The organism is Agrobacterium tumefaciens str. B6, assembly GCF_001541315.1.
Taxonomy (GTDB): Bacteria; Pseudomonadota; Alphaproteobacteria; order Rhizobiales; family Rhizobiaceae; genus Agrobacterium; species Agrobacterium radiobacter.
On sequence record NZ_LMVK01000001.1, the window covers coordinates 238578 to 264855 of the forward strand.

General features: G+C 59.0%; 25 protein-coding genes. 12 read left to right on the plus strand and 13 right to left on the minus strand.

Translation table 11 applies throughout. The features are described 5' to 3' along the window. Positions 1 to 101: 101 nt before the first annotated feature. The 3 genes from ASB65_RS01195 to ASB65_RS01205 all read left to right on the plus strand — a co-directional run bounded on the left by ASB65_RS01195 (position 102) and on the right by ASB65_RS01205 (position 3533). Positions 102 to 614 carry a cupin domain-containing protein gene (locus ASB65_RS01195; RefSeq protein WP_060722816.1) on the plus strand — a complete coding sequence of 171 codons (513 nt, stop codon included), beginning with the start codon at positions 102 to 104 and terminating at the stop codon, positions 612 to 614. Positions 615 to 857: 243 nt separating this feature from the next. Next, positions 858 to 1817 carry a glutathione synthase gene (gshB, locus tag ASB65_RS01200; protein WP_026363806.1) on the plus strand — a complete coding sequence of 320 codons (960 nt, stop codon included), beginning with the start codon at positions 858 to 860 and terminating at the stop codon, positions 1815 to 1817. Between the two features lie 183 nt (positions 1818 to 2000). After that, the gene (locus tag ASB65_RS01205; protein WP_060722817.1) at positions 2001 to 3533 is read left to right on the plus strand and encodes a YifB family Mg chelatase-like AAA ATPase; all 1533 of its coding nucleotides are present in this window, start codon (positions 2001 to 2003) and stop codon (positions 3531 to 3533) included. Positions 3534 to 3646: 113 nt separating this feature from the next. On the opposite strand, the gene cysK is transcribed toward ASB65_RS01205, so the two are convergent. From cysK to dut, 3 genes are all read right to left on the minus strand, one after another. Continuing rightward, positions 3647 to 4615 carry a cysteine synthase A gene (gene cysK, locus ASB65_RS01210; RefSeq protein ID WP_003503821.1) on the minus strand — a complete coding sequence of 323 codons (969 nt, stop codon included), beginning with the start codon at positions 4613 to 4615 and terminating at the stop codon, positions 3647 to 3649. Positions 4616 to 4756: 141 nt separating this feature from the next. After that, positions 4757 to 5374, minus strand: coding sequence for a LysE family translocator (locus ASB65_RS01215; protein ID WP_035212607.1), 618 nt, complete (start codon positions 5372 to 5374; stop codon positions 4757 to 4759). A 143-nt stretch (positions 5375 to 5517) separates the two neighbouring features. Then, entirely contained in the window at positions 5518 to 5988 is a 471-nt protein-coding gene (gene dut / locus ASB65_RS01220; protein ID WP_060722818.1) for a dUTP diphosphatase, read from the minus strand. A gap of 90 nt (positions 5989 to 6078) precedes the next feature. On the opposite strand from dut, the gene ASB65_RS01225 reads away from it, so the two are divergent. The 3 genes from ASB65_RS01225 (at position 6079) to ASB65_RS01235 (ending at position 9308) form a co-directional block, all read left to right on the plus strand. Next, complete coding sequence (locus ASB65_RS01225) at positions 6079 to 7662, plus strand: peptide chain release factor 3 (protein ID WP_003503817.1); 1584 nt, start codon at positions 6079 to 6081, stop codon at positions 7660 to 7662. Between the two features lie 69 nt (positions 7663 to 7731). Next, a complete protein-coding gene (coaBC, locus tag ASB65_RS01230; protein ID WP_060722819.1) occupies positions 7732 to 8937 on the plus strand; it encodes a bifunctional phosphopantothenoylcysteine decarboxylase/phosphopantothenate--cysteine ligase CoaBC in 1206 nt (401 codons plus the stop codon). Next, the gene (locus ASB65_RS01235) at positions 8934 to 9308 is read left to right on the plus strand and encodes an MmcQ/YjbR family DNA-binding protein (protein WP_003503813.1); all 375 of its coding nucleotides are present in this window, start codon (positions 8934 to 8936) and stop codon (positions 9306 to 9308) included. The genes coaBC and ASB65_RS01235 overlap by 4 nt, the downstream gene beginning before the upstream one ends. Positions 9309 to 9315: 7 nt before the next feature. Here the strand turns inward: ASB65_RS01235 and ASB65_RS01240 are convergent, their stop codons facing one another. The 3 genes from ASB65_RS01240 to ubiE all read right to left on the minus strand — a co-directional run bounded on the left by ASB65_RS01240 (position 9316) and on the right by ubiE (position 12781). After that, positions 9316 to 10230, minus strand: coding sequence for a sterol desaturase family protein (locus ASB65_RS01240; protein WP_060722820.1), 915 nt, complete (start codon positions 10228 to 10230; stop codon positions 9316 to 9318). Positions 10231 to 10393: 163 nt separating this feature from the next. Beyond that, positions 10394 to 11968 carry a 2-polyprenylphenol 6-hydroxylase gene (gene ubiB, locus ASB65_RS01245; RefSeq protein WP_060722821.1) on the minus strand — a complete coding sequence of 525 codons (1575 nt, stop codon included), beginning with the start codon at positions 11966 to 11968 and terminating at the stop codon, positions 10394 to 10396. 36 nt (positions 11969 to 12004) lie between these two features. Then, the gene (gene ubiE, locus ASB65_RS01250; RefSeq protein WP_003503808.1) at positions 12005 to 12781 is read right to left on the minus strand and encodes a bifunctional demethylmenaquinone methyltransferase/2-methoxy-6-polyprenyl-1,4-benzoquinol methylase UbiE; all 777 of its coding nucleotides are present in this window, start codon (positions 12779 to 12781) and stop codon (positions 12005 to 12007) included. A gap of 143 nt (positions 12782 to 12924) precedes the next feature. Here ubiE and mutM point away from each other — a divergent pair, with 143 nt between their 5' ends. The 4 genes from mutM to dnaA all read left to right on the plus strand — a co-directional run bounded on the left by mutM (position 12925) and on the right by dnaA (position 17422). Beyond that, positions 12925 to 13821 carry a bifunctional DNA-formamidopyrimidine glycosylase/DNA-(apurinic or apyrimidinic site) lyase gene (mutM, locus tag ASB65_RS01255; RefSeq protein ID WP_060722822.1) on the plus strand — a complete coding sequence of 299 codons (897 nt, stop codon included), beginning with the start codon at positions 12925 to 12927 and terminating at the stop codon, positions 13819 to 13821. 33 nt (positions 13822 to 13854) lie between these two features. Continuing rightward, a complete protein-coding gene (locus ASB65_RS01260; protein WP_003503804.1) occupies positions 13855 to 14628 on the plus strand; it encodes an enoyl-CoA hydratase in 774 nt (257 codons plus the stop codon). 195 nt (positions 14629 to 14823) lie between these two features. Beyond that, a complete protein-coding gene (gene rpsT / locus ASB65_RS01265) occupies positions 14824 to 15090 on the plus strand; it encodes a 30S ribosomal protein S20 (protein ID WP_003493474.1) in 267 nt (88 codons plus the stop codon). A gap of 871 nt (positions 15091 to 15961) precedes the next feature. Next, complete coding sequence (gene dnaA / locus ASB65_RS01270; protein WP_003503801.1) at positions 15962 to 17422, plus strand: chromosomal replication initiator protein DnaA; 1461 nt, start codon at positions 15962 to 15964, stop codon at positions 17420 to 17422. Between the two features lie 231 nt (positions 17423 to 17653). Here the strand turns inward: dnaA and hemW are convergent, their stop codons facing one another. From hemW to rph, 3 genes are read right to left on the minus strand one after another with little or no spacing between them, the layout of a single operon-like run. Then, positions 17654 to 18853: a radical SAM family heme chaperone HemW gene (gene hemW, locus ASB65_RS01275; protein WP_060723023.1), complete on the minus strand. Its 1200-nt coding sequence runs from the start codon at positions 18851 to 18853 to the stop codon at positions 17654 to 17656. Between the two features lie 5 nt (positions 18854 to 18858). Continuing rightward, positions 18859 to 19503 carry an RdgB/HAM1 family non-canonical purine NTP pyrophosphatase gene (gene rdgB, locus ASB65_RS01280; RefSeq protein ID WP_060722823.1) on the minus strand — a complete coding sequence of 215 codons (645 nt, stop codon included), beginning with the start codon at positions 19501 to 19503 and terminating at the stop codon, positions 18859 to 18861. A gap of 17 nt (positions 19504 to 19520) precedes the next feature. Beyond that, entirely contained in the window at positions 19521 to 20237 is a 717-nt protein-coding gene (gene rph / locus ASB65_RS01285; RefSeq protein ID WP_060722824.1) for a ribonuclease PH, read from the minus strand. Positions 20238 to 20372: 135 nt separating this feature from the next. Between rph and hrcA the strand changes: the two genes are divergently transcribed. Together hrcA and grpE are read left to right on the plus strand one after the other, a co-directional pair. After that, a complete protein-coding gene (gene hrcA, locus ASB65_RS01290) occupies positions 20373 to 21464 on the plus strand; it encodes a heat-inducible transcriptional repressor HrcA (protein ID WP_003503796.1) in 1092 nt (363 codons plus the stop codon). A 114-nt stretch (positions 21465 to 21578) separates the two neighbouring features. Beyond that, complete coding sequence (grpE, locus tag ASB65_RS01295) at positions 21579 to 22214, plus strand: nucleotide exchange factor GrpE (protein WP_003503794.1); 636 nt, start codon at positions 21579 to 21581, stop codon at positions 22212 to 22214. An 81-nt stretch (positions 22215 to 22295) separates the two neighbouring features. Here the strand turns inward: grpE and ptsN are convergent, their stop codons facing one another. The 4 genes from ptsN to lptB all read right to left on the minus strand — a co-directional run bounded on the left by ptsN (position 22296) and on the right by lptB (position 26272). Further along, on the minus strand, positions 22296 to 22757 hold the full coding sequence (gene ptsN, locus ASB65_RS01300) for a PTS IIA-like nitrogen regulatory protein PtsN (protein WP_003503792.1): 462 nt from the start codon (positions 22755 to 22757) through the stop codon (positions 22296 to 22298). Positions 22758 to 22839: 82 nt separating this feature from the next. Next, on the minus strand, positions 22840 to 23412 hold the full coding sequence (gene hpf / locus ASB65_RS01305; RefSeq protein ID WP_003503790.1) for a ribosome hibernation-promoting factor, HPF/YfiA family: 573 nt from the start codon (positions 23410 to 23412) through the stop codon (positions 22840 to 22842). Positions 23413 to 23646: 234 nt separating this feature from the next. Then, entirely contained in the window at positions 23647 to 25197 is a 1551-nt protein-coding gene (rpoN, locus tag ASB65_RS01310; RefSeq protein ID WP_060722825.1) for an RNA polymerase factor sigma-54, read from the minus strand. A gap of 265 nt (positions 25198 to 25462) precedes the next feature. Next, positions 25463 to 26272: an LPS export ABC transporter ATP-binding protein gene (gene lptB / locus ASB65_RS01315; RefSeq protein ID WP_003503786.1), complete on the minus strand. Its 810-nt coding sequence runs from the start codon at positions 26270 to 26272 to the stop codon at positions 25463 to 25465. Positions 26273 to 26278 lie beyond the last annotated feature (6 nt).

The window sequence follows — 26278 nt, forward strand, 5'->3', positions numbered from 1 at the left end:
CAGAAATCGGCGCGATGACTAAAATTGCGCCGATTGTCAAAACCGCTTTGTTACGATCCCGATGATAGAAGACCTCCAATATTTCACGGGGGTTTTCTAATATGTCCTTCAAAATGATGTTCGCTGCCGCGGCAACCATGGCGGTCCGCACAATGCCGATATTGCCGGCCTATTTGCGTCGGTCAAAAGACGAGGCTGTCGTCAGCGCATCCTGCACCGATCTGCGGCTTCAGCCGGCCCCCATCAATCCGGACTGGGTCATTTCCGGTACCCCCCAGGCGCGCGCGGCGGATCACTCCAGAAGCGGCGACCGTGCTTCCAGCACCGCCATGTGGGATTGCACGGCGGGGGAATTCCGCTGGTTCTTCGGCTGGGATGAAACCGTCTATATTCTGGAAGGCGAAGTGCATGTAACCGCGGAAGACGGTTCCATCAGCATCCTGCGGGTCGGCGATGTCGCCTATTTCCCTGCGGGAACATGGGCCACCTGGCGGGTGGATGATTATGTCCGCAAGGTCGCTTTCATGCGTCGCCCGTTCCCCAAGGCGCTGGCTCTCGCCTATCGCGTCAAGAACAAGCTGTTTGCCGGCCGTTCCTATAAGCTGGCGGCCTGAACCCATAAAACCTTCTGATGGGCGGGGCCGGTGCGGCGCCGCCAACGGAATTGTGAAGGTTCAATAAAACTCACACGAACCACCGCTTGCAGCAGTTGCCTTTGAATGATCGCTGCCCTACATCTTCAGGGTTTTCTGAAGCGTTTCCGGGTCCCTCCCGGTACTGCAGGGAAGCTTGAAAAGGCGAGGCAATGGGCACGGCGGGCCGGGAAAGCGTCCGCATGCTGCAAGAGGAACATGCGCATGGCGAAGATCAAGAACGTCGCGATCCAGATGGATCATGTCTCCGGCATCAATATCGCCGGTGACTCCACCTTCGCCATGAGCCTCGAGGCGCAGGCACGCGGCTACCGGCTGTTCCATTATACGCCCGAGCGCCTTTCCATGCGCGATGGCAAGATTTACGCCACGGTGGAGCAGATGGAACTGCGCGACATCAAGGGCGACCATTTCTCCCTGTCGGAGCCGGAGCGTGTCGATCTCTCGACCATGGATGTCATCCATCTGCGTCAGGATCCGCCCTTCGACATGGCTTACATCACCTCGACCCATCTGCTGGAACGCATTCATCCGAAAACGCTTGTCGTCAACGATCCCGCCTGGGTCCGTAACTCGCCGGAAAAGATTTTCGTCACCGAATTCGCCGACCTGATGCCGAAGACGTTGATCACCAAGGACGCGGAGGAAATCGCCCGCTTCCGCAATGAAATGGGCGATATCATTCTGAAGCCGCTTTATGGCAATGGCGGCGCGGGCGTCTTCCATTCCGCGCGCGACGACCGCAATTTCTCCTCGCTTCTGGAGATGTTCGGGCAGATGTTCCGCGAGCCTTACATCGCCCAGCAATATCTGCCTGACGTCCGAAAGGGCGACAAGCGAATCCTCCTGGTGGATGGCGAACCCGTGGGCGCAATCAACCGCGTACCGGCGGAAAACGATGCCCGTTCCAACATGCATGCCGGCGGACGGCCGGAACCGACGGAACTGACGGCGCGCGAGAAGGAAATCTGCCGCCGCATCGGTCCGGCCTTGCGCGAGCGCGGTTTCCTCTTCGTCGGCATCGACGTGATTGGCGACTATATGACAGAAATCAATGTCACCTCGCCGACCGGCATTCGTGAAGTGCGCAAATTCGGCGGTGCCGATGTCGCAAGCCTTTTGTGGGACGCGATCGAGAAAAAGCGCGAAGCTCAGGATTTCTGACGCGACCTGCTGCCGATCCAGCTTTGTTCCATGAGCGCAACTAGATGCAACTAAAATACATCGTCAGCGGGAAATTGTTCGCTGGATGTTCTTGTTTTATTCTTTGCCCTGTGGCACGTTGCTTGCGGGTGGCCGCAACAGGGCATGAAGCTCTGGTGATGCGGCCGGTTTGCGGGGCAGGCCATGGTGGCAAGGGTCAATACGGTTGCATTTCAGGGCATAGAGGGTGTGCCCGTCGAGGTGCAGGTCATGGTCGCACCCGGAAAGGTCGGCATCCAGATTGTCGGCCTGCCAGACAAGGCGGTGGCCGAAAGCCGCGAGAGGGTGCAGGCCGCCCTGCATGCTTCGGGTCTGGCGCTGCCGGCGAAAAAAGTCACCGTCAATCTCGCGCCTGCGGATTTGCCCAAGGAAGGATCGCATTTTGATCTTCCCATTGCGCTTGGCCTCATGGCTGCCTTGGGGGCGATACCGGCAGACATGCTGGGACGTTATGTGGTTCTCGGCGAACTCAATCTTGATGGCACCATCGGTACGGTTTCGGGCGCCCTGCCGGCGGCTATCGGCGCCAATGCACTCGGCAAGGAGCTGATCTGCCCGGCTGAAAGCGGGCCGGAAGCGGCCTGGGCCGGAGCCAGTATCGATATTCTCGCCCCGCGCAGTCTCATTGCACTCGCCAATCATTTTCGCGGCACACAGCTTCTCGCGCGCCCGACGCCCGCCATCCGCGCCAATCCGGTTAATCTGCCTGATTTAGCTGACATCAAGGGACAGGAGAGTGCCCGGCGCGCGCTGGAGGTGGCCGCCGCTGGCGGCCATAATCTGCTGATGGTCGGCCCACCCGGTTCGGGTAAATCCATGCTCGCAGCCCGCTTGCCTTCCATCCTGCCCCCGCTGGAAGTGGCGGAGTTGCTGGAAGTGTCCATGGTCCATTCCATCGCCGGCCAATTGTCGGGTGGCAAGCTGTCGGACCGCAGGCCTTTCCGCACGCCGCACCATTCCGCCACCATGGCGGCGCTGATCGGCGGAGGGCTGCGTGCCAAACCGGGCGAAGCTTCGCTTGCCCATCACGGCGTTCTTTTTCTGGATGAGTTCCCGGAATTTTCGCCGCAGGTGCTGGATGCGCTTCGCCAGCCGCTGGAAACGGGCGAATGCATCATTGCGCGAGCCAATCACCGCGTCAGCTATCCGGCAGAAATCCAACTCGTTGCGGCCATGAACCTCTGCAGGTGCGGCATGGCGGGAGAGCCGGGTTTCAACTGCGCCCGAGGCCAGCGCTGTGTAACCGATTATCAGGCCCGCATTTCCGGACCGTTGCTAGACCGTATCGATATCCGCATCGACGTTCCCGCTGTCTCCGCCGCCGATCTCATTCGCCCCGTGGTGGCCGAGCCGAGTGCGGTGGTGGCCGCCCGGGTCGCCCGGGCACGCCTTGCGCAGCAGGAACGCTACGCGGCGGCGGGATTTACCGCCATTCGCACGAATGCTCGCTGCACGACGACCCTGATAGAAAAATATGCCGAGCCGGATGCGTCCGGGCTGCAATTGCTGCGCGATGCCGCCGAGCGGCTGAAGTTTTCCGCGCGCGGTTATCATCGCATTCTCAAGGTTGCCCGCACCCTGGCCGATCTGGATGGCAAGCAGACGGTTGGCCGCATCCATGTGGCGGAAGCTGTGTCCTATCGTATCGCAGGGGAAAGGCTTACGGCGGCGGCGTAGGAGGTCGCCCTTGGTGCTTTGCCTCAGAAACCATTGTGCCGCCAGCGGGGCCAGCGGCACATCGGGATATTCGCTAATCGGATGCGGGATCGCACTGCGCTTGAAAGCCTGGCTTAAAGCCCAAGGCCTTCGAAAAGCGCCGTCGAAAGGTAGCGTTCCGCAAAGGAAGGAATGATGACGACGATGTTCTTGCCGGCATTTTCCTCACGCGCACCAACCTTGATGGCTGCCGCCAGCGCCGCACCCGAGGAGATGCCGACAGGCACGCCTTCCAGCCTTGCCGCCAGACGTGCGATTTCGAAAGCCTCATCATTGGTGACGGTGACGATCTCGTCATAAATACCGGTGTCGAGGATGGCGGGCGCAAAACCGGCGCCGATGCCCTGAATCTTGTGGGGGCCGGGGTTGCCGCCGGAAAGAACCGGGCTGTCGGCGGGCTCGACGGCAATCACCTTCACTTCGGGCTTGCGCGATTTCAGCACCTGGCCCGTGCCGGTGATGGTGCCGCCGGTGCCAATGCCCGAGACGAGAATATCGACCGTGCCTTCGGTGTCGTTCCAGATTTCTTCCGCCGTCGTCTTGCGGTGAATATCCGGATTGGCAGGGTTTTCGAACTGCTGCGGAATGATCGCGTCAGGCAGCGTCTCGGCCAGTTCCTGCGCCTTGGCGATGGCGCCCTTCATGCCCTTCGGACCTTCGGTCAACACCAGTTCGGCGCCGAGCAGGGCCAGCATTTTCCGGCGTTCAACCGACATGGTTTCAGGCATGGTCAGGATCAGCTTGTAGCCCTTCGCGGCAGCGGCAAAGGCGAGGGCAATACCCGTGTTGCCCGAGGTCGGCTCCACCAGCGTGGTCTTGCCGGGGGTGATCTTGCCCTGCGCTTCCAGAGCTTCGATCATGGCGACGCCGATGCGGTCCTTCACGGAAGCGATGGGATTGAAAAATTCGAGCTTGGCGAGAAGGTTGGCCTTCACGCCCTTCTCCTTCGCCAGCTTGTCGAGCCGCACGATCGGCGTATCGCCGATTGTTTCCGTAATAGAGGAATAGACGCGTCCGCGTCCGGGCTTTCTGGCTTCGGGCATGATATTCTCCTGTGTAAAGACCGCAAGATTTGAGCGGCAGAATAGGAGCAATAGCTTTCTCAAGCTAGCGAACGTTCGTCCTAATATTCCCGAATTACAGGAATAATTTCACGACAAATCGCATAAATGCACGAATTTGTTTTACGTGCTGCGGATCGCGATCATGGTCGCCGTTCCCGCCAGAATACCCGCCGCCGTGCGGTTGAGGATCGTCAAGGCGCTAGGCCTTTTCAGGAGGTTACGCGCCTTGGCCGCAAGCAGGATGTAAGGCAGGAGAACCGCCATCAGCACGACAAAGGTGATGGCGAGAAGTGTCGCATATTCCGAAGGGCCGATCATGCGGATATCGATCAGCGTCGGCACCAGCGCCACGTAAAACAGCATGGTTTTGGGGTTGCCGAGTGTGATCAGCAGGCCGGAGAGAAACGACATCGGCATGCTGGTGCTTTTCTTCGCCTTCAGCTCCTGTGGCAGCAGGCCGGCGGTCCAAAGCTTCCAGGCGATATAGAGAAGATAGGCAGCACCCGCGAATTTCAGCACCATGAAGGCTTCCTGAAAGGTCTGCGCGACGAAGGCCAGCCCCAGGATCACACCGGTCAGGTAAATCATGTCGCCCAGCACCAGCCCGAGACCCATGAAGAAGGTTTCCCGAAAGCCTGAACCCAGAGCTCGCGCCACGATCGCCGTCATGCCGGGGCCGGGAATGGCGGCGGCGATGAAGAGGGCGGTAGCATAAGCGAAAAGGGTCGTCAGCGTCATGATAGTGTTTCCCGGAAAATCCGCCAAATCCATAGCGAAATTGCCCGGCAAAGACAATCAGTCCACTCCCTCTGTCCTGCCGCAACGGCAGAACACACGGTCTGATCGAGCGGGCTTCCCAGCGTGGCGGCCAAGCGGTGTGGCTAAACGCCGGTGGAGCCGAAACCGCCGGCGCCCCGCGCCGTCTCGGAGGTCTCCGTCACCTCGCTCACGACAACCTGGGTTACCGGCGCGATCACCATCTGCGCGATGCGCATGCCGCGTTCGATGATAAAAACGTCTTGCCCCAGATTGGCGAGAATGACCTTCACTTCGCCGCGATAATCGCTGTCCACTGTGCCGGGAGAGTTGAGGCAGGTGATGCCGTTCTTGATGGCGAGGCCGGAGCGGGGGCGGATTTGCGCCTCGTAACCCTGCGGAACCTCGAAGATGAAACCGGTCGGGACCAGCGCGCGTTCACCCGGTTGCAGGGTCAGCGTTTCACCGGCGGGCACGGCAGCGCGCAGGTCCATGCCGGCGGCGCCACGGGTTTCGTAGGACGGCAATTCGAGGTCTGCGCCATTGGCGAGACGGACGAGACGGAGAAGGGGGCTATTGTCATTTTGAACGGTCATGCGGCATTAGTTTGCCGAGATCGCGGCAAGGTCAATTGCAAATGCGGGCCTGAAACGCTAGATAGCCCGCAATTCCACAGGATTTGTCAGATGGCCGAAACACTTGCCGAGGCGGTCTCCCGCCGCCGCACCTTTGCTATTATCGCGCACCCGGACGCGGGTAAGACCACGCTTACCGAAAAACTGCTGCTGTTCGGCGGAGCGATCCAGCTTGCCGGTGAAGTGAAGGCGAAGAAGGATCGCATCCAGACCCGTTCGGACTGGATGAAGATCGAGCGCGAGCGCGGCATTTCGGTCGTCACCTCGGTCATGACCTTCGAATATAACGACCGGGTCTTCAATATTCTCGATACGCCCGGCCACGAGGACTTTGCCGACGACACCTATCGCACGCTGACGGCGGTGGATGCGGCAATCATGGTCATCGACGCCGCCAAGGGTATCGAGCCGCGCACGCTGAAGCTCTTCGAAGTCTGCCGTATGCGCGATATCCCGATCATCACCTTCATCAACAAGATGGACCGCGAAAGCCGCGACCCCTTCGAGATTCTGGATGAGGTCGAGGAGAAGCTCGCGCTCGATACCGCGCCCATCACCTGGCCGGTCGGTCGCGCCAAAACCTTCTGTGGTGCCTATAATCTCGCCGAAAATACCTTCCGTGGCAACGATACCCAGGTTGACGGACTGCCGGTCAACGGCCCGCAGGCGGTTGCCGATCGCCTGCCGGAAAATGAACGGCAGCTTTTTGTCGAGGAAACGGAGCTTGCGCTGGAAGCCTGCCGTCCTTTCGATCGTCAGGCGTTTCTCGAAGGCCACATGACGCCGGTGTTCTTCGGTTCGGCGCTGCGCAATTTCGGTGTGCGTGACCTCATCAATGCGCTTGGCGATTTCGCGCCGCCGCCGCGCGATCAGGTGGCGGATACCCGCACCGTACATGCGGCTGAAGAGAAAATGACGGCCTTTGTCTTCAAGATTCAGGCCAATATGGATCCGAACCACCGCGACCGCATCGCTTTCGCCCGCATCTGCTCCGGCAAGCTGGAGCGTGGCATGAAGGCGCGCCTTGCTCGCACCGGCAAGCAGATGGGGCTGACCGCGCCGCAATTCTTCTTCGCCTCGCAGCGCCAGCTGGCCGATACCGCCTTTGCGGGTGACGTGGTGGGCATCCCGAACCACGGCACGCTGCGCATCGGCGATACGCTGACCGAAGGTGAAAATCTTGTTTTCCAGGGCGTTCCGAACTTCTCGCCGGAAATCCTGCGGCGCGTACGTCTTGAGGACGCCATGAAGGCGAAGAAGCTGAAGGAAGCCCTGCAGCAGATGGCGGAAGAGGGCGTTGTGCAGCTCTTTTCGCCGGAAGACGGCTCTCCCGCCATCGTCGGCGTCGTCGGCGCGCTGCAGCTCGATGTATTGAAGGAGCGCCTGATGGGCGAATACGGCCTGCCGGTCTCCTTCGAAATGTCGCGTTTTTCGGTCTGCCGCTGGATTTCTTCCGATCAGCCGGCGGAAATGGACAAGTTCCTCAACGTCAAACGCGGCGATATCGCTCGCGATCTGGACGGCGATCCGGTGTTTCTGGCGCAGGACGCCTTCTCGCTACGTTACGAATCCGAGCGTTTTCCGGCGATCAAGATGGTCGCGATCAAGGAATATCACGTCGCCAAGGCGGCGTGACATCAGCCGGATTGCACTTTGAATGCCAAGGGCTTAGTTTCCCCTGAAACGGGAAACTGGTCCGGCATCATGACGCTTTCAGGCAAACATATCCTCCTCATCATCTCCGGCGGCATCGCGGCCTATAAGAGCCTCGATCTCATCCGCCGCCTGAAAGAGCGCGGCGCGAAGGTGACGCCAGTGATGACGAAGGGCGCGCAGGAATTCGTCACCCCGCTTGCCGTCGGCGCGCTGTCCGCCACCCATGTCTTTACCGAGCTTTTTTCACGGCAGGATGAACAGGATGTGGGCCATATCAGGCTGGCGCGCGACTGCGACCTCGTGCTGGTGGCTCCCGCCACAGCCGATCTGATGGCGAAGATGGCGCACGGTCTGGCAGATGATCTTGCCTCCACGATTCTTCTTGCGACGGATCGTAAGGTGCTGGTGGCTCCGGCGATGAACCCGAAAATGTGGTCTGCCAAACCGATGGTACGAAATGTCGAAACGCTGAAAAAAGACGGGGTGTTTTTCATCGGACCCATGGTCGGTGAAATGGCAGAGAAGGGCGAGGCTGGTTTTGGCCGTATGGCCGAACCATTGCAGATCGTCGAAGCCGTCGCCGCATTGCTGGATGAGGGGCCAAAGCCCCTGAATGGCAAAACGGCGATCGTCACCTCCGGCCCCACGCACGAGCCGATCGATCCCGTGCGCTATATCGCCAACCGTTCCTCTGGCAAGCAGGGCCACGCCATTGCGGCGGCTCTGGCGGAGCTGGGAGCAAAGGTCACGCTGGTTTCCGGCCCCGTCACGATTGCGGATCCGGCAGGTGTTGAAACGGTGCATGTCGAGCGCGCCGAGGAGATGCGCGATGCGGTCATCTCGAGGCTGCCGGCGGATATCGCCGTCATGGTCGCCGCCGTCGCCGACTGGCGGGTGACGGGCTCATCGGAACAGAAGATCAAGAAGCAGCCGGGCGATGCGCCGCTGGCGCTGCAGCTGACGGAAAATCCCGATATTCTCAAAACCGTCGGCCATCATGAAAAGCGTCCGACGTTGGTGGTGGGTTTTGCCGCCGAAACGCAGGATATCGAGAAGAACGGCCGGGCGAAGCTGGAACGCAAGGGAGCGGATTATATCGTCGCTAACGATGTCTCGGCGCAAACCGGCATCATGGGCGGGGATCGCAACAGCGTGAAAATCATTTCAGCTGCCGGTGTCGAGGACTGGCCGGATCTCGACAAGACCGAAGTCGCAAAACGTCTGGCGGCACTGATCGCGGAGAAACTCGCATGAGCCTGTTCGATCGCAAGACATTCGACAGGGTGCTTGGCGAATGGCCGGGCGTCCGGTTCGTCGATCAATGGGATTCACATGTCGCCAAGGTGGGCGACAAGGTCTTTGCCGTGCTTGGCGAGCGGGAGGACTGGCGGCTGGTGGTGAAATGCTCGGAAGAGAGCTTCGAAATATTGACCTCACTCGAAGGCATTGCTCAGGCGCCCTATTTCGCCAAACGCAAATGGGTCTCGATTGCCGATCATTCACCGCTCGAACAGGAAGAACTGGAGCACTATGTGCGCCGTTCCTACGAGCTTGTCGCCGCCGGCCTGACAAAAAAGCTGCGGGGCGAACTCGGCATCGTGATCGATACCGCACCCCGTTTATAATTTACGGTCAGTTGACCTTCTTGTCCTTGCCAATGATCTGGCGGACGCCTTCTTTGGTGAAGGGCTGCAGGAGCTGCGGCACGAACCCCTTTGCGATCTCACCCTTGATGCCGATATCGGTGGAAGAAGGCCGGTCGGGGTTGTGGTAGGATCCGAAAATGAGATCGAAGATGACGAGGTTTTCGCCGTAATTGGTGTTGCCTTCCGGAAGCTGCTTCGAATGGTGCCAGCGGTGCAGGCGCGGCGTGCTGAAGATATAATCGAGCAGCCCCGTTTTCATATCGACATTGCAATGGGTCAAAATACCGATGAAGGCGGTCACGGCGCCGAGCCACCAGAAAACCGGAAGCGGCGCACCCATGAAATAAAGCGGAATCTGGCTGAGCGCGATCTTGAACAGGGAGTCGGCCACATGAAACCGACCGGTATTGACGACCCAGAGCCGCACGACGCTGTGATGCAGGGCATGGAACCGCCAGAAGAATACCGTTTCATGCGCAATGCGGTGGGCCCAGTAGAGACCGAATTCGGCAATCGCCACCGCAAGCGCGACCTGGACAATCATTGGCAAATGGGAAGGCCACAGGTCGAACCGCATCGCCGCCAGCGGCTGCAGAACATTCGCGGCTACCATCGGGAAGATCGCTGCGGCGGCGGCAGCGAGTTGTACGAGCCCCTTCGTCAGAAGCGTGTGACCGATGCTGTTGATGGTCTCACCATCCCCCTCAAGCCATTCGACTTCATAGGGAATATAGCGCTCGAGGAGAAACAGGCTGAGAACCGCGCCCGCATAAACGGCGAGAAAGGCTGCGATTGGATGACTGCTCGTAAAAGCGAAATAGGACCCGACGAGGCCGCCGACGAACACCAGTGGCCAGGAGGTATAGGAAAGGGCTGCTTTTAGTACTTGCGCTTTTGCCATCAAAATCAAATCCTGTCCGGCGTATCCGTCTCTACCATCGGCGCACTTCCGCGCAGGCTTCCGAGCAACCCTTACCCGCACCAATCACCTGTCTTGGCTAGAGATCAGACCCTTATCGCTCCAATGCATTACACAAACATGGCACATAGCGGTGCCGAAATGCTCAGCTCACCCTGATCGCAATATAGAGAAGCGTCAGCGCAATGACCCAGAGAGCGACCCGTCCCCATTTGGTGTGGCGCGCTTCCGCCTTGCCAATGGCTTCCGCCGTCTGCGCATCAAAACGCAGGCCGTTCTCGCTCATATACATCAATTCGGAATGCAGTTTTTCCGTCTTGGCGGCAATCTCCGGTGCTGCCTCGGCAAGCTTGAGGGCGGCTTTCACGCCATCCTTCAGGTCGGTGACGACACGTTTCGGTCCGAGATTGTCCCTGATCCAGCCGCCAACGACCGGGTCGGCCGCCTTCCACATGTTGAAGCGCGGATTGAGCATGCGCGACACGCCTTCCACCACCACCATGGTCTTTTGCAGCATGACGAGTTCCGGCCGCGTCTCCATGTCGAAGAGTTCGGTCACTTCGAACAGCAGCGTCAGCAACTTGCCCATGGAGATCGTCTCGGCCGGCTGGCCGTGGATCGGTTCTCCAATGGCGCGGATCGCCTGCGCGAAACTGGCTTTGTCGTGGTGGCCCGGCACATAACCGGCCTCGAAATGCACCTCAGCCACCCGCATATAGTCGCGGGTAATGAAGCCGTAGAGGATTTCGGCAAGGAAGCGGCGTTCCTTTTTGCCAAGGCGTCCGGCAATGCCCATATCGACGGCAACGATCTCGCCCTCAGCATCCACGAAGAGATTGCCGGGATGCATGTCGGCGTGGAAGAAGCCATCGCGCAGCGTATGCCGCAGAAAGGACTGGATCAGCGTATCGGCGAGCTTGTTCAGGTCGTGGCCAGCCGCCTTCAGGCCCTCGATATCCGACATCTTGACACCGTCAATCCATTCCATGGTGACGACATCGCGACCGGTGCGCTCCCAATCCACCTCCGGAACACGGAAACCCGGATCGTCCTTGGTATTTTCGGCAAGTTCGGAAAGGGCGGCGGCCTCTAACCGCAGATCCATCTCGATCTTGGTGGTCTGCTCCAGCGTGCGCGTCACCTCGACGGGGCGCAGGCGGCGGGCGGAGCGGACGAAACGCTGCTGCAGGTCGGCAATCAGATACATCGCCTCCAGATCGTTCTGGAAACGCTGGCGCACGCCGGGACGGATGACCTTGACGGCCATCTTGCGCGGCCCTTTTGGTGTATCCACCATTGCCGGGTGCACCTGGGCAATGGAAGCCGCGGCGATCGGATCGCCGAATTCCCTGTAGAGTTCAGACACCGACCGTCCGAGCGAGCCCTCGATATTGGCCTTCGCCGCAGCGGCCGGGAAAAAGGCCATGCGGTCCTGAAGGCTTGCGAGATCGTCGGCGAAGTCGGCGCCTACCACATCCGGCCGGGTGGCGAGAAACTGACCCATCTTCACATAGGAGGGCCCGAGCCGCTCCACAGCCACCGCCAGCCGGTCGCTGCGCTGCGCCCGTTTCGCCTTGCTGCGGGCGAATGGCTTCAGCAGCGCTTTCAATAATTGGGCGGGAGCAGGCAGGTCGTCGGACGGCAGGGCCAGCACGACGCCTTCGCGCACGAGAACCCAGCCAACCCTTGCGAGGCGGAAATATGCGCCCAAAGTACTCATGCTTATGCTTGTCTCCTGCTTTTACCGGCCATGGTCTTAAAGCTTCCAGCCGGAATGCAGGGCGGCGATGCCGCCGGTGTAATTGGTGTAGGTCACGCGGGAGAAGCCGGCGGTGCGGATCATCGTCGCGAAATCTTCCTGATTGGGGAATTTGCGGATCGATTCGACCAGATACTGATAGGGCTCGGCATCACCCGTGATCATCTTGCCGAATTGCGGAATGGCGTTGAACGACCAGGCGTCATAAACACGGTCGAGCAGCGGCATATCGACTTCGGAAAATTCCAGCACCAGCAGCCGCCCGCCACGCTTCAAGACACGGTGTGCCTCTTTCAGCGCGACATCGATGCGCGGCACATTGCGAATGCCAAACGCGATCGTATAGGCGTCGAAACTATTCGCCTCGAAGGGCAGCTCCTCGGCATTGGCCTCCACGAAGGTCAGATTGTCGGAAAGCTTCTTTTTTGCCGCGCGCTCCTCGCCGACGGCCAGCATCGAGCCGTTGATATCGAGAACGGTGGCATGCGCCAGACGATTGGAGGCTTCGATGATACGGAAGGCGATATCGCCGGTGCCGCCCGCAACGTCCAGAATCTTGTAGGACGGGTCCTTGCGCGGCGAAAGCGAAGAGACCATCGCGTCCTTCCACAGCCGGTGCAGGCCAGCCGACATTACGTCATTCATGATGTCGTAGCGCTTGGCCACCTTATGGAAGACCTCGTTGACCAGCCCCTGCTTTTTGCCTTCGTCCACCTTGTGGAAGCCATAGGACGTTTCCATGCCGCCTTGGGCAGTGGTACGGGCGTCGGTCATCGTCTGTCTCCATATTTATTGCGTGGCGGACCATAGCGGAAACGCCATGGCAACGCTATCTGTTGCCGCATCGCCTGGGCGCGACATTTCGCGTGCACTGTATAGACCACATGGTCCTAACGATAAACTGTCGGATAAGCCAGATGCCAGAATTGCCAGAAGTCGAAACCGTCAGACGTGGCCTTGCACCTGCTATGGAAGGGGCAAGGGTCCGCAGGCTGCATCTCGGCCGCCCGGATTTGCGCTTTCCTTTCCCGGAGGATTTCGCGGGGCTGATCGAGGGCAAGACGATCATATCGCTCGGACGAAGGGCGAAATATCTTCTCATCGAGCTGGAAGACGGGCTGACGATCGTTTCCCATCTCGGCATGTCCGGTTCGTTTCGTATCGAGGCGGAAACGGATGAGGCTGACAAGACGCCCGGCGCGTTTCATCACGCCCGCTCGAAGGACGGCAAGCACGACCATGTCGTCTTTCATCTCGATCAAGGAGAAGAGCGTGTCTGCGTCATCTATAATGATCCGCGCCGCTTCGGCTTCATGCATCTGGTGGAGCGCAACAAGCTCGATCTTTACCCGGCCTTTGCCGAGCTTGGCCCGGAGCCGACAGGCAATGCGCTGAGCGCGGATTATCTGGCGAGCCGGTTTGAGGGCAAAAGCCAGCCCCTGAAAAGCACGCTGCTGGACCAGAAGGTCATCGCCGGCCTCGGCAATATCTATGTCTGTGAGGCGCTGTGGCGCGCGCATCTTTCGCCCCTGCGGGCCGCGGGAACGCTGGTGACGAAAGGTGGCAGGCCCAAAGCACAACTCGTCGATCTGACGGAGAAAATCCGCGATGTCATCGCCGACGCCATCGCCGCCGGCGGGTCCTCATTACGAGACCATATACAGACGGACGGAACGCTCGGTTATTTCCAGCATTCCTTTTCGGTCTACGATCAGGAAGGCCAGCCTTGCCGGACACCCGGCTGCGGGGGTACGGTTGAAAGGGTGGTGCAGGCCGGTCGTTCGACCTTTTATTGCGCCGCCTGCCAGAAGTAACGCTGTCGGAGTAACGGAGAAGGGGAGACTGCCGTGGACTATGAAACGATACTGGTCGAGAAACGCGATGAGGTGGGTGTCATCACCCTCAACCGCCCCAAGGCGCTCAACGCTCTCAATTCGGTGCTTCTGAAAGAGCTGCGGCACATTCTGTCTTCGTTTTCCGCCGATGATTCCATCGGTGCGATCATTATTACCGGTTCGGAAAAGGCATTTGCTGCTGGCGCCGACATCAAGGAAATGCAGGGGCTGGATTTCGTCGATGCCTATGTCGGCGATTTTCTCGGCGGCTGGGACGAGGTTGCGGCCACCCGCAAGCCTGTTATCGCCGCCGTTTCCGGTTTTGCGCTCGGCGGCGGCTGCGAACTGGCGATGATGTGCGATTTTATCATCGCTTCTGATACGGCGAAGTTCGGCCAGCCGGAAATCACCCTCGGCGTCATCCCCGGCATGGGCGGCTCGCAGCGGCTGACACGGGCAGTCGGCAAGGCAAAGGCCATGGACCTGGTTCTGACCGGCCGCATGATGGATGCAGCGGAAGCCGAGCGCGCCGGTCTCGTGTCGCGTGTTGTGCCGGCTGCAAATCTGATGGACGAGGCGGTTGAGGCCGCAACCCGCATAGCTTCCCTGTCGCGTGCCTCCGTGCTCATGGCCAAGGAAAGCGTCAATCGTTCCTTCGAGGTGCCGCTTTCAGAAGGTCTGAGATTTGAAAGACGCTCGTTCCAGTCGCTCTTTGCCACGGCGGATCAGAAGGAGGGCATGGCCGCCTTCGTGGAAAAGCGCAAACCCGCTTTCCGGAATCGCTAAGGATTCGGAATATCGGCGCTTTTAAGCGTTTTGCGCGTTGACGGGCGTAAGCTTTAGCGGTATATGCCCGCCCACGGTTAAGGAAAGCCATCCGGCTTGTCCGAAATTACTCCCGCATTCTTGGGTTACGTGAGGTCTTCTAACGACCCGATCCTATGGTTGCGGAATTTGGTTTGAATTCGAAGAGAGGCATACATGGCCAATACAACTTCGGCGAAAAAGGCGACCCGCAAGATCGCTCGCCGTACCGCAGTCAACAAGGCTCGCCGTTCGCGCGTTCGCGGCTTCATCCGCAAGGTCGAGGAAGCCATCGCTTCCGGTGATCTCGCAGTCGCCACCGAAGCTCTGAAGGCAGCTCAGCCCGAGATCCAGCGCGCCGCCACCCGGGGCGTTCTGCACGGCAACACCGCATCCCGCAAGGTGTCGCGTCTCGCACAGCGCGTTAAGGCTCTTTCCGCCTAATCCGGCTAATCACAAATAATTATTCAAAAAGCCTGGTCTTTTGACCGGGCTTTTTGTGATTCTAACTGCCCGTTAACCATTGCTGCCGTAACGTGACAAACGCATGTCAGATGGACGACAGGAAATTTTCAGTAAAAACAATAACTTGCTGGAGGTCTCTGGAAAACTCAGGGGCTTTCTCTACGGAAGTCGCGGCTAGTTTTGAGTCAAGAAGATTTTTATTTTTTTGCCAAAATCCGCTCTTTAAAATTGCCAAAATTGAATCTCATTGATTCATAAGCGATTCTGCTTCGCACCCTGTCGGTGATGCAAAACGGCCTTTGCGAGTCAATGGCCGATCTGAGTTTTTGCAGAAAAAACGCCATTGATCTCTCCCCACGATCCTGCCTAAATGCATTTCAACAAGGGGTGCGGATCTCAGTCCACAGATTATCTCGATGATCGTATCGACGATATTCACCTTCTTGCTGACGGGTCTTTCGAGGTCCGTTTTTTCAGGTCATGGAGCTTTTTGTGCCGTTTCGGTCTCCGGAACGGGCGGGGGTTTTTTGTCCTCAAGAATGCGCCTTAAGGTTGTAGCGAAAGGAGCGTTTTTAGCGTGTCGCAGGCCTCTCCATGAGGGGGAGGGAAATGGGATAACCGGCTCGCAAACAAGTAGTCGCCTTTGGCGTTCTTTCGAGGGGAACGCTTGGGGGCAGAAATAAACGAGGGGGATCCCTGGCGGTCGATCTTTGATCGTCAGGCTATGATTGGCAATTTGAAAGGCGGCAATATGCAATTGAATTTGGCGATGGGTGCGGTGGCTGATGGGGACCGCGCACCAAAGACGCGTGATGCAGCTTGCTCAGATGCGGCAGGGGACAAATCGGCTATGACGCACGATGCGCTGTTTGAACGTTTTAGCGCGCGGCTCAAGGCACAGGTTGGTCCGGAGGTCTATGCAAGCTGGTTCGCACGGCTCAAACTCCATACCGTTTCGAAAAGCGTCGTCCGTTTTACCGTTCCGACGACCTTTCTGAAGTCCTGGATCAACAACCGTTACATGGACCTGATCACCAACCTCGTCCAGAGCGAGGATCCGGATGTGCTGAAGGTGGAGATTCTGGTCCGCTCGGCCAGCCGCCCGATCCGTCCGGCTCAGACCGAGGAGAGGGTGCAGCCCGTTGCGGAGGTTGGTGCGGCTCCGCGGAACAAGTCCTTTATACCGTCGCAGCCCGCCACGCCTGCCGCGCAGCCCGCGGCTTCGCAGGCGACCCTGCGTCAGGGCGGTTCCGGGCCGTTGTTCGGCTCGCCGCTCGACACACGTTTCACCTTCGATACCTTTGTTGAAGGCTCGTCTAACCGCGTCGCGCTTGCGGCGGCAAAGACGATCGCCGAAGCCGGTGCCGGTGCCGTGCGCTTCAACCCGCTGTTCATCCATGCGGGTGTTGGTCTCGGCAAGACGCATCTTCTGCAGGCAATCGCCAATGCCGCCATCGACAGCCCGCGCAATCCGCGCGTGGTCTATCTGACAGCTGAATATTTCATGTGGCGTTTTGCAACCGCAATCCGCGACAACGATGCCCTGACGCTGAAGGACACGCTACGCAATATCGACCTGCTCGTCATCGACGACATGCAGTTCCTGCAGGGCAAGATGATCCAGCATGAATTCTGCCACCTGCTGAACATGCTGCTCGACAGCGCCAAGCAGGTCGTGGTCGCTGCTGACCGTGCGCCGTGGGAGCTGGAATCGCTCGATCCGCGCGTCCGTTCCCGTCTTCAGGGCGGCATGGCGATCGAGATCGAAGGTCCCGATTACGACATGCGCTACGAAATGCTCAACCGCCGCCTCGGCTCGGCGCGCCAGGACGATCCGTCTTTCGAGATTTCGGACGAAATCCTGACCCACGTTGCCAAAAGCGTGACGGCGAGCGGACGTGAACTGGAAGGCGCCTTTAACCAGCTGATGTTCCGTCGCTCTTTTGAGCCGAACCTCTCGGTTGACCGTGTCGATGAACTGCTGTCACATCTCGTCGGGACGGGTGAGGCCAAGCGCGTGCGCATCGAGGATATTCAGCGCATCGTCGCCAAGCACTATAATGTGTCGCGGCAGGAACTGGTGTCCAACCGTCGCACCCGCGTCATCGTCAAGCCGCGCCAGATCGCCATGTATCTGGCCAAGATGCTGACGCCGCGTTCTTTCCCCGAGATCGGTCGCCGTTTCGGCGGTCGCGATCACACCACGGTTCTGCATGCCGTGCGCAAGATCGAGGAACTGATTTCCGGTGACACCAAGCTTGGCCATGAGGTTGAGCTGCTAAAGCGCCTGATCAACGAAAACAACGCATAAAAAGAAGCGGCCTTCGGGCCGCTTCAGTCCGTTGGCAAGCCGCTCTCGTATTCGACGTCATCCTCGGGCCTGTCCCGAGGATTCGATCACGTATGATAAAATCAATAGGTTGCAGATGCTCGGGACTGGCCAGAGCATGATGAAGGCAAGTTTTCAGACTTCGTCATCACCCTCAAGCGGCTTTCGGGCCGCTTTTTTATTGGTGGTTAGAGGCGTTGTCGATGCTGTGGATCAGCAGGCGAGATCGGCCACCACGGCATCCAGAATAAGCATGCCTGAAGGGGTGCAGCGCAGGCGGGAATTGCCGAGCCTTTCCACGAAACCATGCTGCAGAAGGAACTCTTCCTTTTCCGGATCGAGATCGCGGCCGGAAAGGTCGCTCCAGCGCGCAAGATCGATGCCCTCGCGCAGGCGAAGGCCCATCAGCAGCAATTCGTCGGCCTGTTCGTCGACGCCGAGCAGTTCCTGATCCACCATGCCGTGGCCTTCCCGCTCAACGGTTTCGAGCCAGTTTTCCGGGTGGCGTTCGGTGGCGGTGGCGAGCTTGGAAGCGCCTCTCGTCAGGCGTCCATGCGCGCCGGGGCCAATGCCGGCGTAGTCACCATAACGCCAATAGGTGAGGTTGTGGCGGCTTTCGGCGCCGGGCCGGGCATGGTTGGAAACCTCATAGGCCGGCATGCCGTAACGCTCGGTGATTTCCTGGGTTGCCTCATAAAGCACGGCCGAATGCTCGCCATCCGGCACGATGAGCTTACCGGCCTTGTGCAGGCCGTAGAAAGGCGTGCCTTCCTCGATGGTCAGCTGGTAGAGCGACAGATGGTCGACGGCATAGGAGACAGCCTCCTTTAGCTCCGCGTCCCATTCGGCCACCGTCTGGTTCGGACGGGCATAGATGAGATCGAAGGACATACGCGGAAAAATCTCCCGCGCCAGCCGAATGGCTTTCAAGGCATCGGCAACATCATGCAGGCGGCCGAGGAACTTCAGGTCCCGGTCGTTGAGCGCCTGCACGCCGAGTGAGACACGATTGACGCCCGCCGCGCGATAACCGCGAAAACGTTCCGCCTCGACGCTGGAAGGATTGGCCTCCATGGTGATCTCGATACCGTCAGGCACATGCCAGAAGCGCGCGACGCCATCGAGAAGTGCGCCGACCGTCTGCGGGTCCATCAGTGATGGCGTGCCGCCGCCCATGAAGATGCTGGTCACAACGCGCGGGCCGCTCAGCGTCCGCATATGTTCCATTTCACGGAGAAAGGCAGCCGTAAACCGTTCCTGATCCACCGGCCGGTGGCGGACATGGCTGTTGAAATCGCAATAGGGACATTTGGCCGCGCAGAAGGGCCAATGCAGATAGATCCCGAAACCGGGATCGCCCGTATCCGGCAGAAGCGATGCGCCGGGGGCAGAAAGTTGATGCTCCCCGGTCATCGGGTTCATGCCTCCAGACAGGTTTCGACGAATTTTTTGAACGCGCGGGCACGGTGGGAGAGCGCAAACGCATCGCCGTGCTTCCAGCCGTGTTTTTCGTCTGCGGTCATTTCACCGAATGTAGTGTCATAACCTTCGGGCTTAAAGATGGGATCATAACCGAAGCCGCTCGTTCCGCGCGGTGGCCAAACGACAGCGCCTTCCACCTCGCCACGGAAATATTCGACATGCCCGTCCGGCCAGGCAAGGCACAGCACACTGACAAAGCGGCCGGTGCGATCTTCCAGCTTCGATGCGCCACGCTCGGCAAGCGCATCCTCGACCTTCTGCATCGCCATGGCGAAGTCGCGCGTGCCGTCGGCCGTCTCCGCCCAATTGGCGGTATAGACGCCAGGCGCACCGTCAAGCGCGTCGATGACCAGACCGGAATCGTCGGACAAAGCCGGAAGACCGGATGCCTTTGCGGAGGCAAGCGCCTTGATGGCGGCATTTTCCTCGAAGGTGGTGCCCGTCTCGTCCGGCTCCGAGAAATTCAGCTCCGCCGCCGATTTGGCGGAAAAGCCGAAAGGCCCGATCAGATCGGCGATTTCGGCGATCTTGCCCTTGTTATGGCTGGCGACGACGATCGTTCTGGTATCGAGCTTGCGCATCACGTTTTCCTGTCGGCTCAGGCGATGGCCTGTTTCTGAAGGGTGACCAGTTCGCTGCATCCGGCCTTGGCAAGACCGAGCAGCGTCAGGAATTCCTCCTCGGAGAAGGGCGCGCCTTCTGCCGTTCCCTGAACCTCGACGATGCCGCCGGAACCGGTGATGACGAAATTTGCATCGGTCTCGGCGGAGGAATCCTCGAGATAATCGAGATCGATCACCGGCTGGTTTGCGAAGATACCGCAGGAGATCGCCGCGATATGGTCCTTCAGAACCTTCTCGACCTTGATCATGTTGCGGGTTTCCATCCACTTCAGGCAATCGTGGAGCGCAATCCATGCGCCGGTGATGGAAGCGGTGCGGGTGCCGCCATCGGCCTGGATGACGTCGCAGTCGATGCTGATCTGGCGTTCGCCGAGTGCCTGCAGATCAACAACGGCGCGCAGCGAGCGGCCGATGAGGCGCTGGATTTCCTGCGTGCGGCCGCCCTGCTTGCCGGAGGCGGCTTCGCGCTTCATGCGCTCATGGGTGGAGCGCGGCAGCATGCCGTATTCGGCGGTGACCCAGCCCTTGCCGCTGTTGCGCAGCCATGGCGGCGTCTTTTCTTCCAGGCTTGCGGTGACGAGCACATGCGTGTCGCCGAATTTTACCAGACAGGAACCTTCGGCATGTTTCGAGAAATTGCGCTCGAAGGAAACCTTGCGCATCTGGTCGGTTTTTCTGCCTGAAGGCCGCATATGATCCACTCTCCATGTTGGTCCCTGCCTTCTAAGGCGCGCTCCGGGCTTTTGCAAAGCCAATTTCCATTTTGCCGCGGCGTTGCAACGCATTATATTGATGCGAGCTGGTTTGAACGACAAAGAACGGACGAAATGGGTTTTTCCGCACCGCTATCAAAAGATCAGGCATCATTGCTGGATGAACGGTCTCGGGAAATTTTCCGGCGCATCGTTGAAGGCTATCTCGATACGGGTGAGCCGCTCGGATCCCGCAGCCTGTCGCGGCTGTTGCCGATGTCGCTTTCGCCCGCCTCCGTCCGCAATGTCATGAGCGATCTTGAGGAACTCGGCCTCATCTATTCGCCGCATATCAGCGCTGGGCGCCTGCCCACCCAGACGGGGCTGCGCTTTTTCGTCGACGCCTTCATGCAGGTGGGTGATCTGCCCGCGGAAGAAAGGGCGAATATCGACCGTCAGATCGGGCCGGTCGCCGGCCACGAGCAGTCGTTGGAAGGGTTGTTGACCGAGGCAAGCCGCATGCTGTCAGGCATGTCGCGCGGCGCCGGCCTGGTGCTGACCGCCAAGAATGATGTCATCCTCAAACATGTGGAATTCATAAGGCTGGAGCCCACCAAGGCGCTCGCCGTGCTGGTCGGCGATCACAATCAGGTCGAAAACCGCATCATTGAATTGCCTGCCGGCATTTCGTCATCGCAATTGATCGAGGCGGCGAATTTCATCAATGCCCATCTGTCCGGCCAGACGCTGCAGGAATTGCGGACACAGTTCCAGAAGCAGCAGGCGGAACTGCAATCGGAACTCGGCACGCTGGCGCAGGATCTCATCGAGCGCGGTCTGGCCGTCTGGGCGGGTGACAATGAGGAGGGCAAGCTTGGCCGCCTCATCGTTCGCGGACGCTCCAACCTGCTGGAGGGTCTCGCCGGTGAAGAAGATATCGATCGGGTGCGCCTGCTGTTCGATGATCTGGAGCGCAAGGAAAACCTCATCGAAATCCTCAACCTCGCGGAAAGCGGCTCCGGGGTCAGGATTTTCATCGGCTCTGAAAACAAGCTGTTTTCGCTCTCCGGTTCTTCTCTGATCGTCGCGCCCTATCGCGATGAGGACAATCGCGTCGTGGGCGCGGTCGGCGTTATCGGCCCCACCAGGCTGAATTATGCCCGTATCGTGCCAATGGTGGATTATACTGCGCAGATCATGGCGCGCCTTTCCCGCAAGCAAAGATAGGACAAGCCCGCAAAGGTCAGAGAATGCGGCAAGCTTTTCGCCGCAAGCCTTGATTTTTGCCCGTCAAAGCTCGATATCGGGCGCAACCAACAATATTCAAATCTGGAGAACGTCATGACCGACGATACAAAAAAGCCCGGACCTGACGCGGACGTCGCGGAAGATTTTGTCGATCTTGCCCAGGCAGGTGAAGAACAGGCCGAAACGGCAGAACCCGATCCGGTCGAGCTGCTCAAGGCTGAGAACGCCGATCTGCGCGATAAATTCCTGCGACTTGCGGCCGAGATGGACAATCTTCGCCGTCGCACCGAACGCGATGTCAAGGATGCCAAGGCCTATTCCCTGGCAGGTTTTGCACGCGATATGCTCGCCGTTTCCGATAATCTTCGCCGTGCGCTCGAAGCCATTCCCGATGAGCTCAAGACCAATGGTGAAGCCGGTCTCAACGGCCTCATCGAAGGCGTCGAGATGACGGAACGTTCGATGCTGTCGACGCTGGAACGCCACGGCGTGAAGAAGATCGATGCCGAGGGCCAGAAGTTCGACCCGAATTTCCATCAGGCCATGTTCGAAATTCCGAATACGGCGGTTCCGAACAATACGGTGCTGCAGGTGGTCCAGGCTGGTTTCACCATCGGCGATCGCGTGCTGCGCCCCGCCATGGTCGGTGTCGCCAAGGGTGGCCCGAAGGTGGAGACAGCCGCCTCTGCCGAGCCGGGCACCTCGTCTCTCAATGAAAAAGACGCGTAAGGCATCTGTCTTTACGTCATAAAAAACGCGCCTTCAGGGCGCGTTTTTTATTGCCGTTAAACTGAGAGAGCCGGCCTGCGATCAAGCCGCCGTCGCCTGTTCCTGATTGAGGAAGGCGTAGATTGCCGTGTCAGAATCGGTCGCGCGCAGCTTGGCCACCAGCTCAGGGTCGCGCAGGGCGCGTGCAATTCTGGACAAAGCCTTCAGATGATCCGCGCCGGCGCCCTCGGGCGCAAGCAGCAGGAAGACCAGATCGACCGGCTGGTCATCCAGCGCTTCGAAATCGACCGGCGTTTCAAGGCGTGCGAAAACGCCGGTGATCTGGTGAATACTGTTGAGCTTGCCATGCGGAATGGCAATGCCGTGGCCCACACCGGTGGAGCCGAGCTTCTCGCGCTGGAGGATGACGTCGAAAACTTCCCGTTCCGAGACTCCGGTAATTCTGGCTGCCTTTGCAGCCAGCTCCTGAAGCAATTGCTTTTTGGAATTCACCTTGAGGGCGGGAATAATCGCATCTTGTTGCAGCAAATCTGCCAACGCCATTCTCTTTTTCCTTCATGCCATCGAGACGATGCAGGAGGCAGATGCATTTTCGCGCTCTGCCTCCCACGTCTTGTCAGACTGTTCAGCTCTTGATCGTTTCCGCGTCGATCCAGCCAATATTGCCGTCATGACGCCGATAAACGATGTTGAGATATTCTTTGCCGGGGCTGCGGAAGAGCAGAACCGGTTCGTCGGTCATGTCGAGCGCCATCACGGCGCTGGCGACTGACATTGTCTTAATCTGTTTCGAACTCTCCGCCACAATGGTGGGTGCGTAATCTTCAGGAACCTCGTGGTCCTCATCGGGAACAGCATCCATCACCGTATAGGCGATTTCCTGCGACACGCCATTCAAACCACTGTGGTGGTCCTTCAGCTTGCGCTTGTAGCGACGCAGGCGCTTCTCGATCCGCTCGGCGGCGGCGTCGAAGCTGGCTTGCGGATCATTTGCCTGACCCGCCGCATGCAATACAACGCCCGTATCGAGATGCAGCTTGCAGTCGGCGGCAAAACGCGATCCGGACTTCTCCACGGTCACTTGGCCTGAATACCCCCCATCGAAGTATTTGGTAACTGCCAGACCTATATTGTCCTCGATCCGTTGACGGAAAGATTCACCGATCTCCATATGTTTACCAGATACACGCACACTCATGGAAATTTTCCTTTTTGTAGTGATTTGCGAGTACCAGCTTACGTCAAGCCGCGCGCGCATCCAAGCGTTTCGAAGACCTTAAAAAGCCTCCATTTGAATTTTACGCCCATGGACGGTGGAGATGAATCCGTTACAAATGACCTTGCTTACGTGTGCGGCGGGCTTCTAGCCCCTGGCGTGGCAAGAGTCAATGGTGCGGCAAAAAACCGCCCCAAACGTGAATGGGCTCGTTGCTCAGAAGGCGGAAAGCTTGGCCTGCGCCTTCTTTTCCCGACGCCTCTGCACGGAGGAGGGGATGTTCATCGCCTCGCGATATTTGGCGACCGTGCGGCGGGCGATATCGATGCCGCTCTTTTTCAGATTGTCGACGATGTCGTCGTCGGAAAGGACTGCCTCGGCGGCCTCCTGCGCGATCATGGCCTTGATGCGGTGACGCACCGCTTCCGCCGAATGGCTGTCTCCGCCTTCCACGGCGCTGATCGAGACGCTGAAGAAATATTTGAGCTCAAACAGCCCGCGTGGCGTCAGCATGTATTTTTTGGACGTTACCCGGCTGACGGTGGATTCGTGCATCTTGATGGCGTCGGCCACCGTCTTGAGGTTCAGCGGGCGTAGCTGGTCGACACCATTGACGAGGAAGGCATCCTGCTGGCGCACGATTTCCGTCGCCACCTTCATGATTGTCCGGGCGCGCTGGTCTAGGCTGCGGGTCAGCCAATGGGCCGTCTGCATGCATTCGGCCAGAAAATCCTGATCCTCGCCCGCGCGCGCCTTATGTTTCGACACCTCGGCGAAGTAACTCTGGTTGATGAGCACGCGCGGCAGGGTCTCGGGGTTGATTTCCACCAGCCAGCCGCCGGTGGAGGAGGGGCGAACGATAATGTCGGGAACGATGGTCTCCGAAACCATCGAGTCGTAACCTGCGCCGGGGCGGGGGTTGAGCGTGCGGATTTCCGCCAGCATATCGAGGAGGTCTTCCTCATCGACACCGCAGATTTTTTTCAAGGAAGCGAAGTCGCGTTTCGCGAGAAGTTCCAGATTATCGACGAAAGCCCGCATGGCCGGGTCTAGCCGATCCTTCTGGGCCAGCTGGATCGCCAGACATTCGCTCAGGGAACGGGAAAATACACCCGGTGGGTCGAAGCCCTGAAGCGTCTTCAGGACGTGCTCGACTGCCGACGGCGCCGCTCCCAGCCGTTCGGCGACATCATCGACGGCATCAGCCGCAATATAGCCGGTTTCATCGAGCTGGCCGATCAGCGCATCGGCGATCATCCGGTCCTCGGCGGCTGATATGGCGAGCGGCAATTGCTGATTGAGATGGTCGCCGAGGCTCTGTCTGGCCGCGACGAAATCATCGAGGTCATAACTTTCCCCGGACTCCTGACCGGGCATGGATTTCCATTGGCCGGCCAGTTCAGGCGCATCGGCTTTTCGGGGCTCAGCATCGTCGGGAAAGACGTTTTCGAAGCTGGTATCCAGTTGCTCGCCGAGATTTGCGGCGCGATCGCCATACCAATCGTCACTGTCTGATGTCACCGTGGCGGATCTCTCCGAGCCTTCGCTGTCCGCGTCGCCGAAACTCTCCGCCTCTACCGGGGCATCGCTGCTCAAATCGCCATCGTTTGCCGCAATTTCCAGCAATGGATTGCGCTCCACCTCCTGCGCGATGAACTGCGTCAGCTCGAAATGCGTCATCTGAAGCAGCTGGATGGACTGCATCAGTTGCGGTGTCATTACAAGAGACTGGTTTTGACGCAGCAAAAGGCTGGCAGACAATGCCATGGCGGACGCGAAACTCCCCTTACAGCTTCTCCATGGCCACAGTTTTCATAAATTTTGCGGAGGCGATGGAACTTGGCCCAAAAATTGCTTTTTTATCTTGTTTGGTCAAGCGTCAGGGCGGGGCGCGATGAAGAATCTTTCGCGCGCCCATCATGATGATTTTAGGTCGAAACGACCTAAAATCTTAAATCATGATCTAGATCATATAATTAGAGCGGGATTTCAAGCGAAAACCGCACACACTTTTCGCTATCCCGCTCTGGGTTCAAAGGCTAAAATTGTTGCCGAGATAGAGACGGCGTACATCCGGATTGTTGACGATATCGTCTGGACGCCCATGCGTCAGAACCTCGCCGGCATGGATGATGTAGGCGCGGTCGATGAGACCGAGCGTTTCACGGACGTTGTGGTCGGTCACGAGAACGCCGATGCCGCGCGCTGTCAGGTGTCTCACCAGATTCTGGATATCGCTGACAGAAATCGGATCAACGCCCGCGAAGGGTTCGTCGAGCAGCATGAAAGTCGGATCGGTCGCAAGAGCGCGCGCGATTTCCAGACGCCGCCGCTCGCCGCCCGAAAGCGCCACGGCAGGGGATTTGCGCAGCTGCGCGATGTGAAACTCTTCCAGCAGCTCATCAAGCTTGTGGTTGCGCTTGGCTGCGTCCGGCTCATGCACTTCCAGCACGGCGCGGATGTTTTCCTCAACCGTGAGGCCGCGGAAAATCGATGCTTCCTGCGGCAGATAACCGACGCCGAGACGGGCGCGACGATACATCGGCATGGTGGTGACATCATTGCCGTTGATGGCGATCTTGCCGGTATCGACGGGTACCAAGCCCGTGATCATGTAAAAACAGGTGGTCTTTCCGGCGCCGTTCGGGCCGAGCAGTCCCACGGCCTCGCCACGGCGCACGACCAGCGAAACCCCGTTGACGACACGACGCGTATTATAGGTCTTCGTCAGGCCATGCGCGATCAGCGTGCCCTGATAGGGGGTCTTGTCCGCCGGTGGGACCGCGTCCGCGGATCGGCTGCGTCCGCCGCCGAATATCTTTGAGATCGAGGGTATCTTCACGAGGAA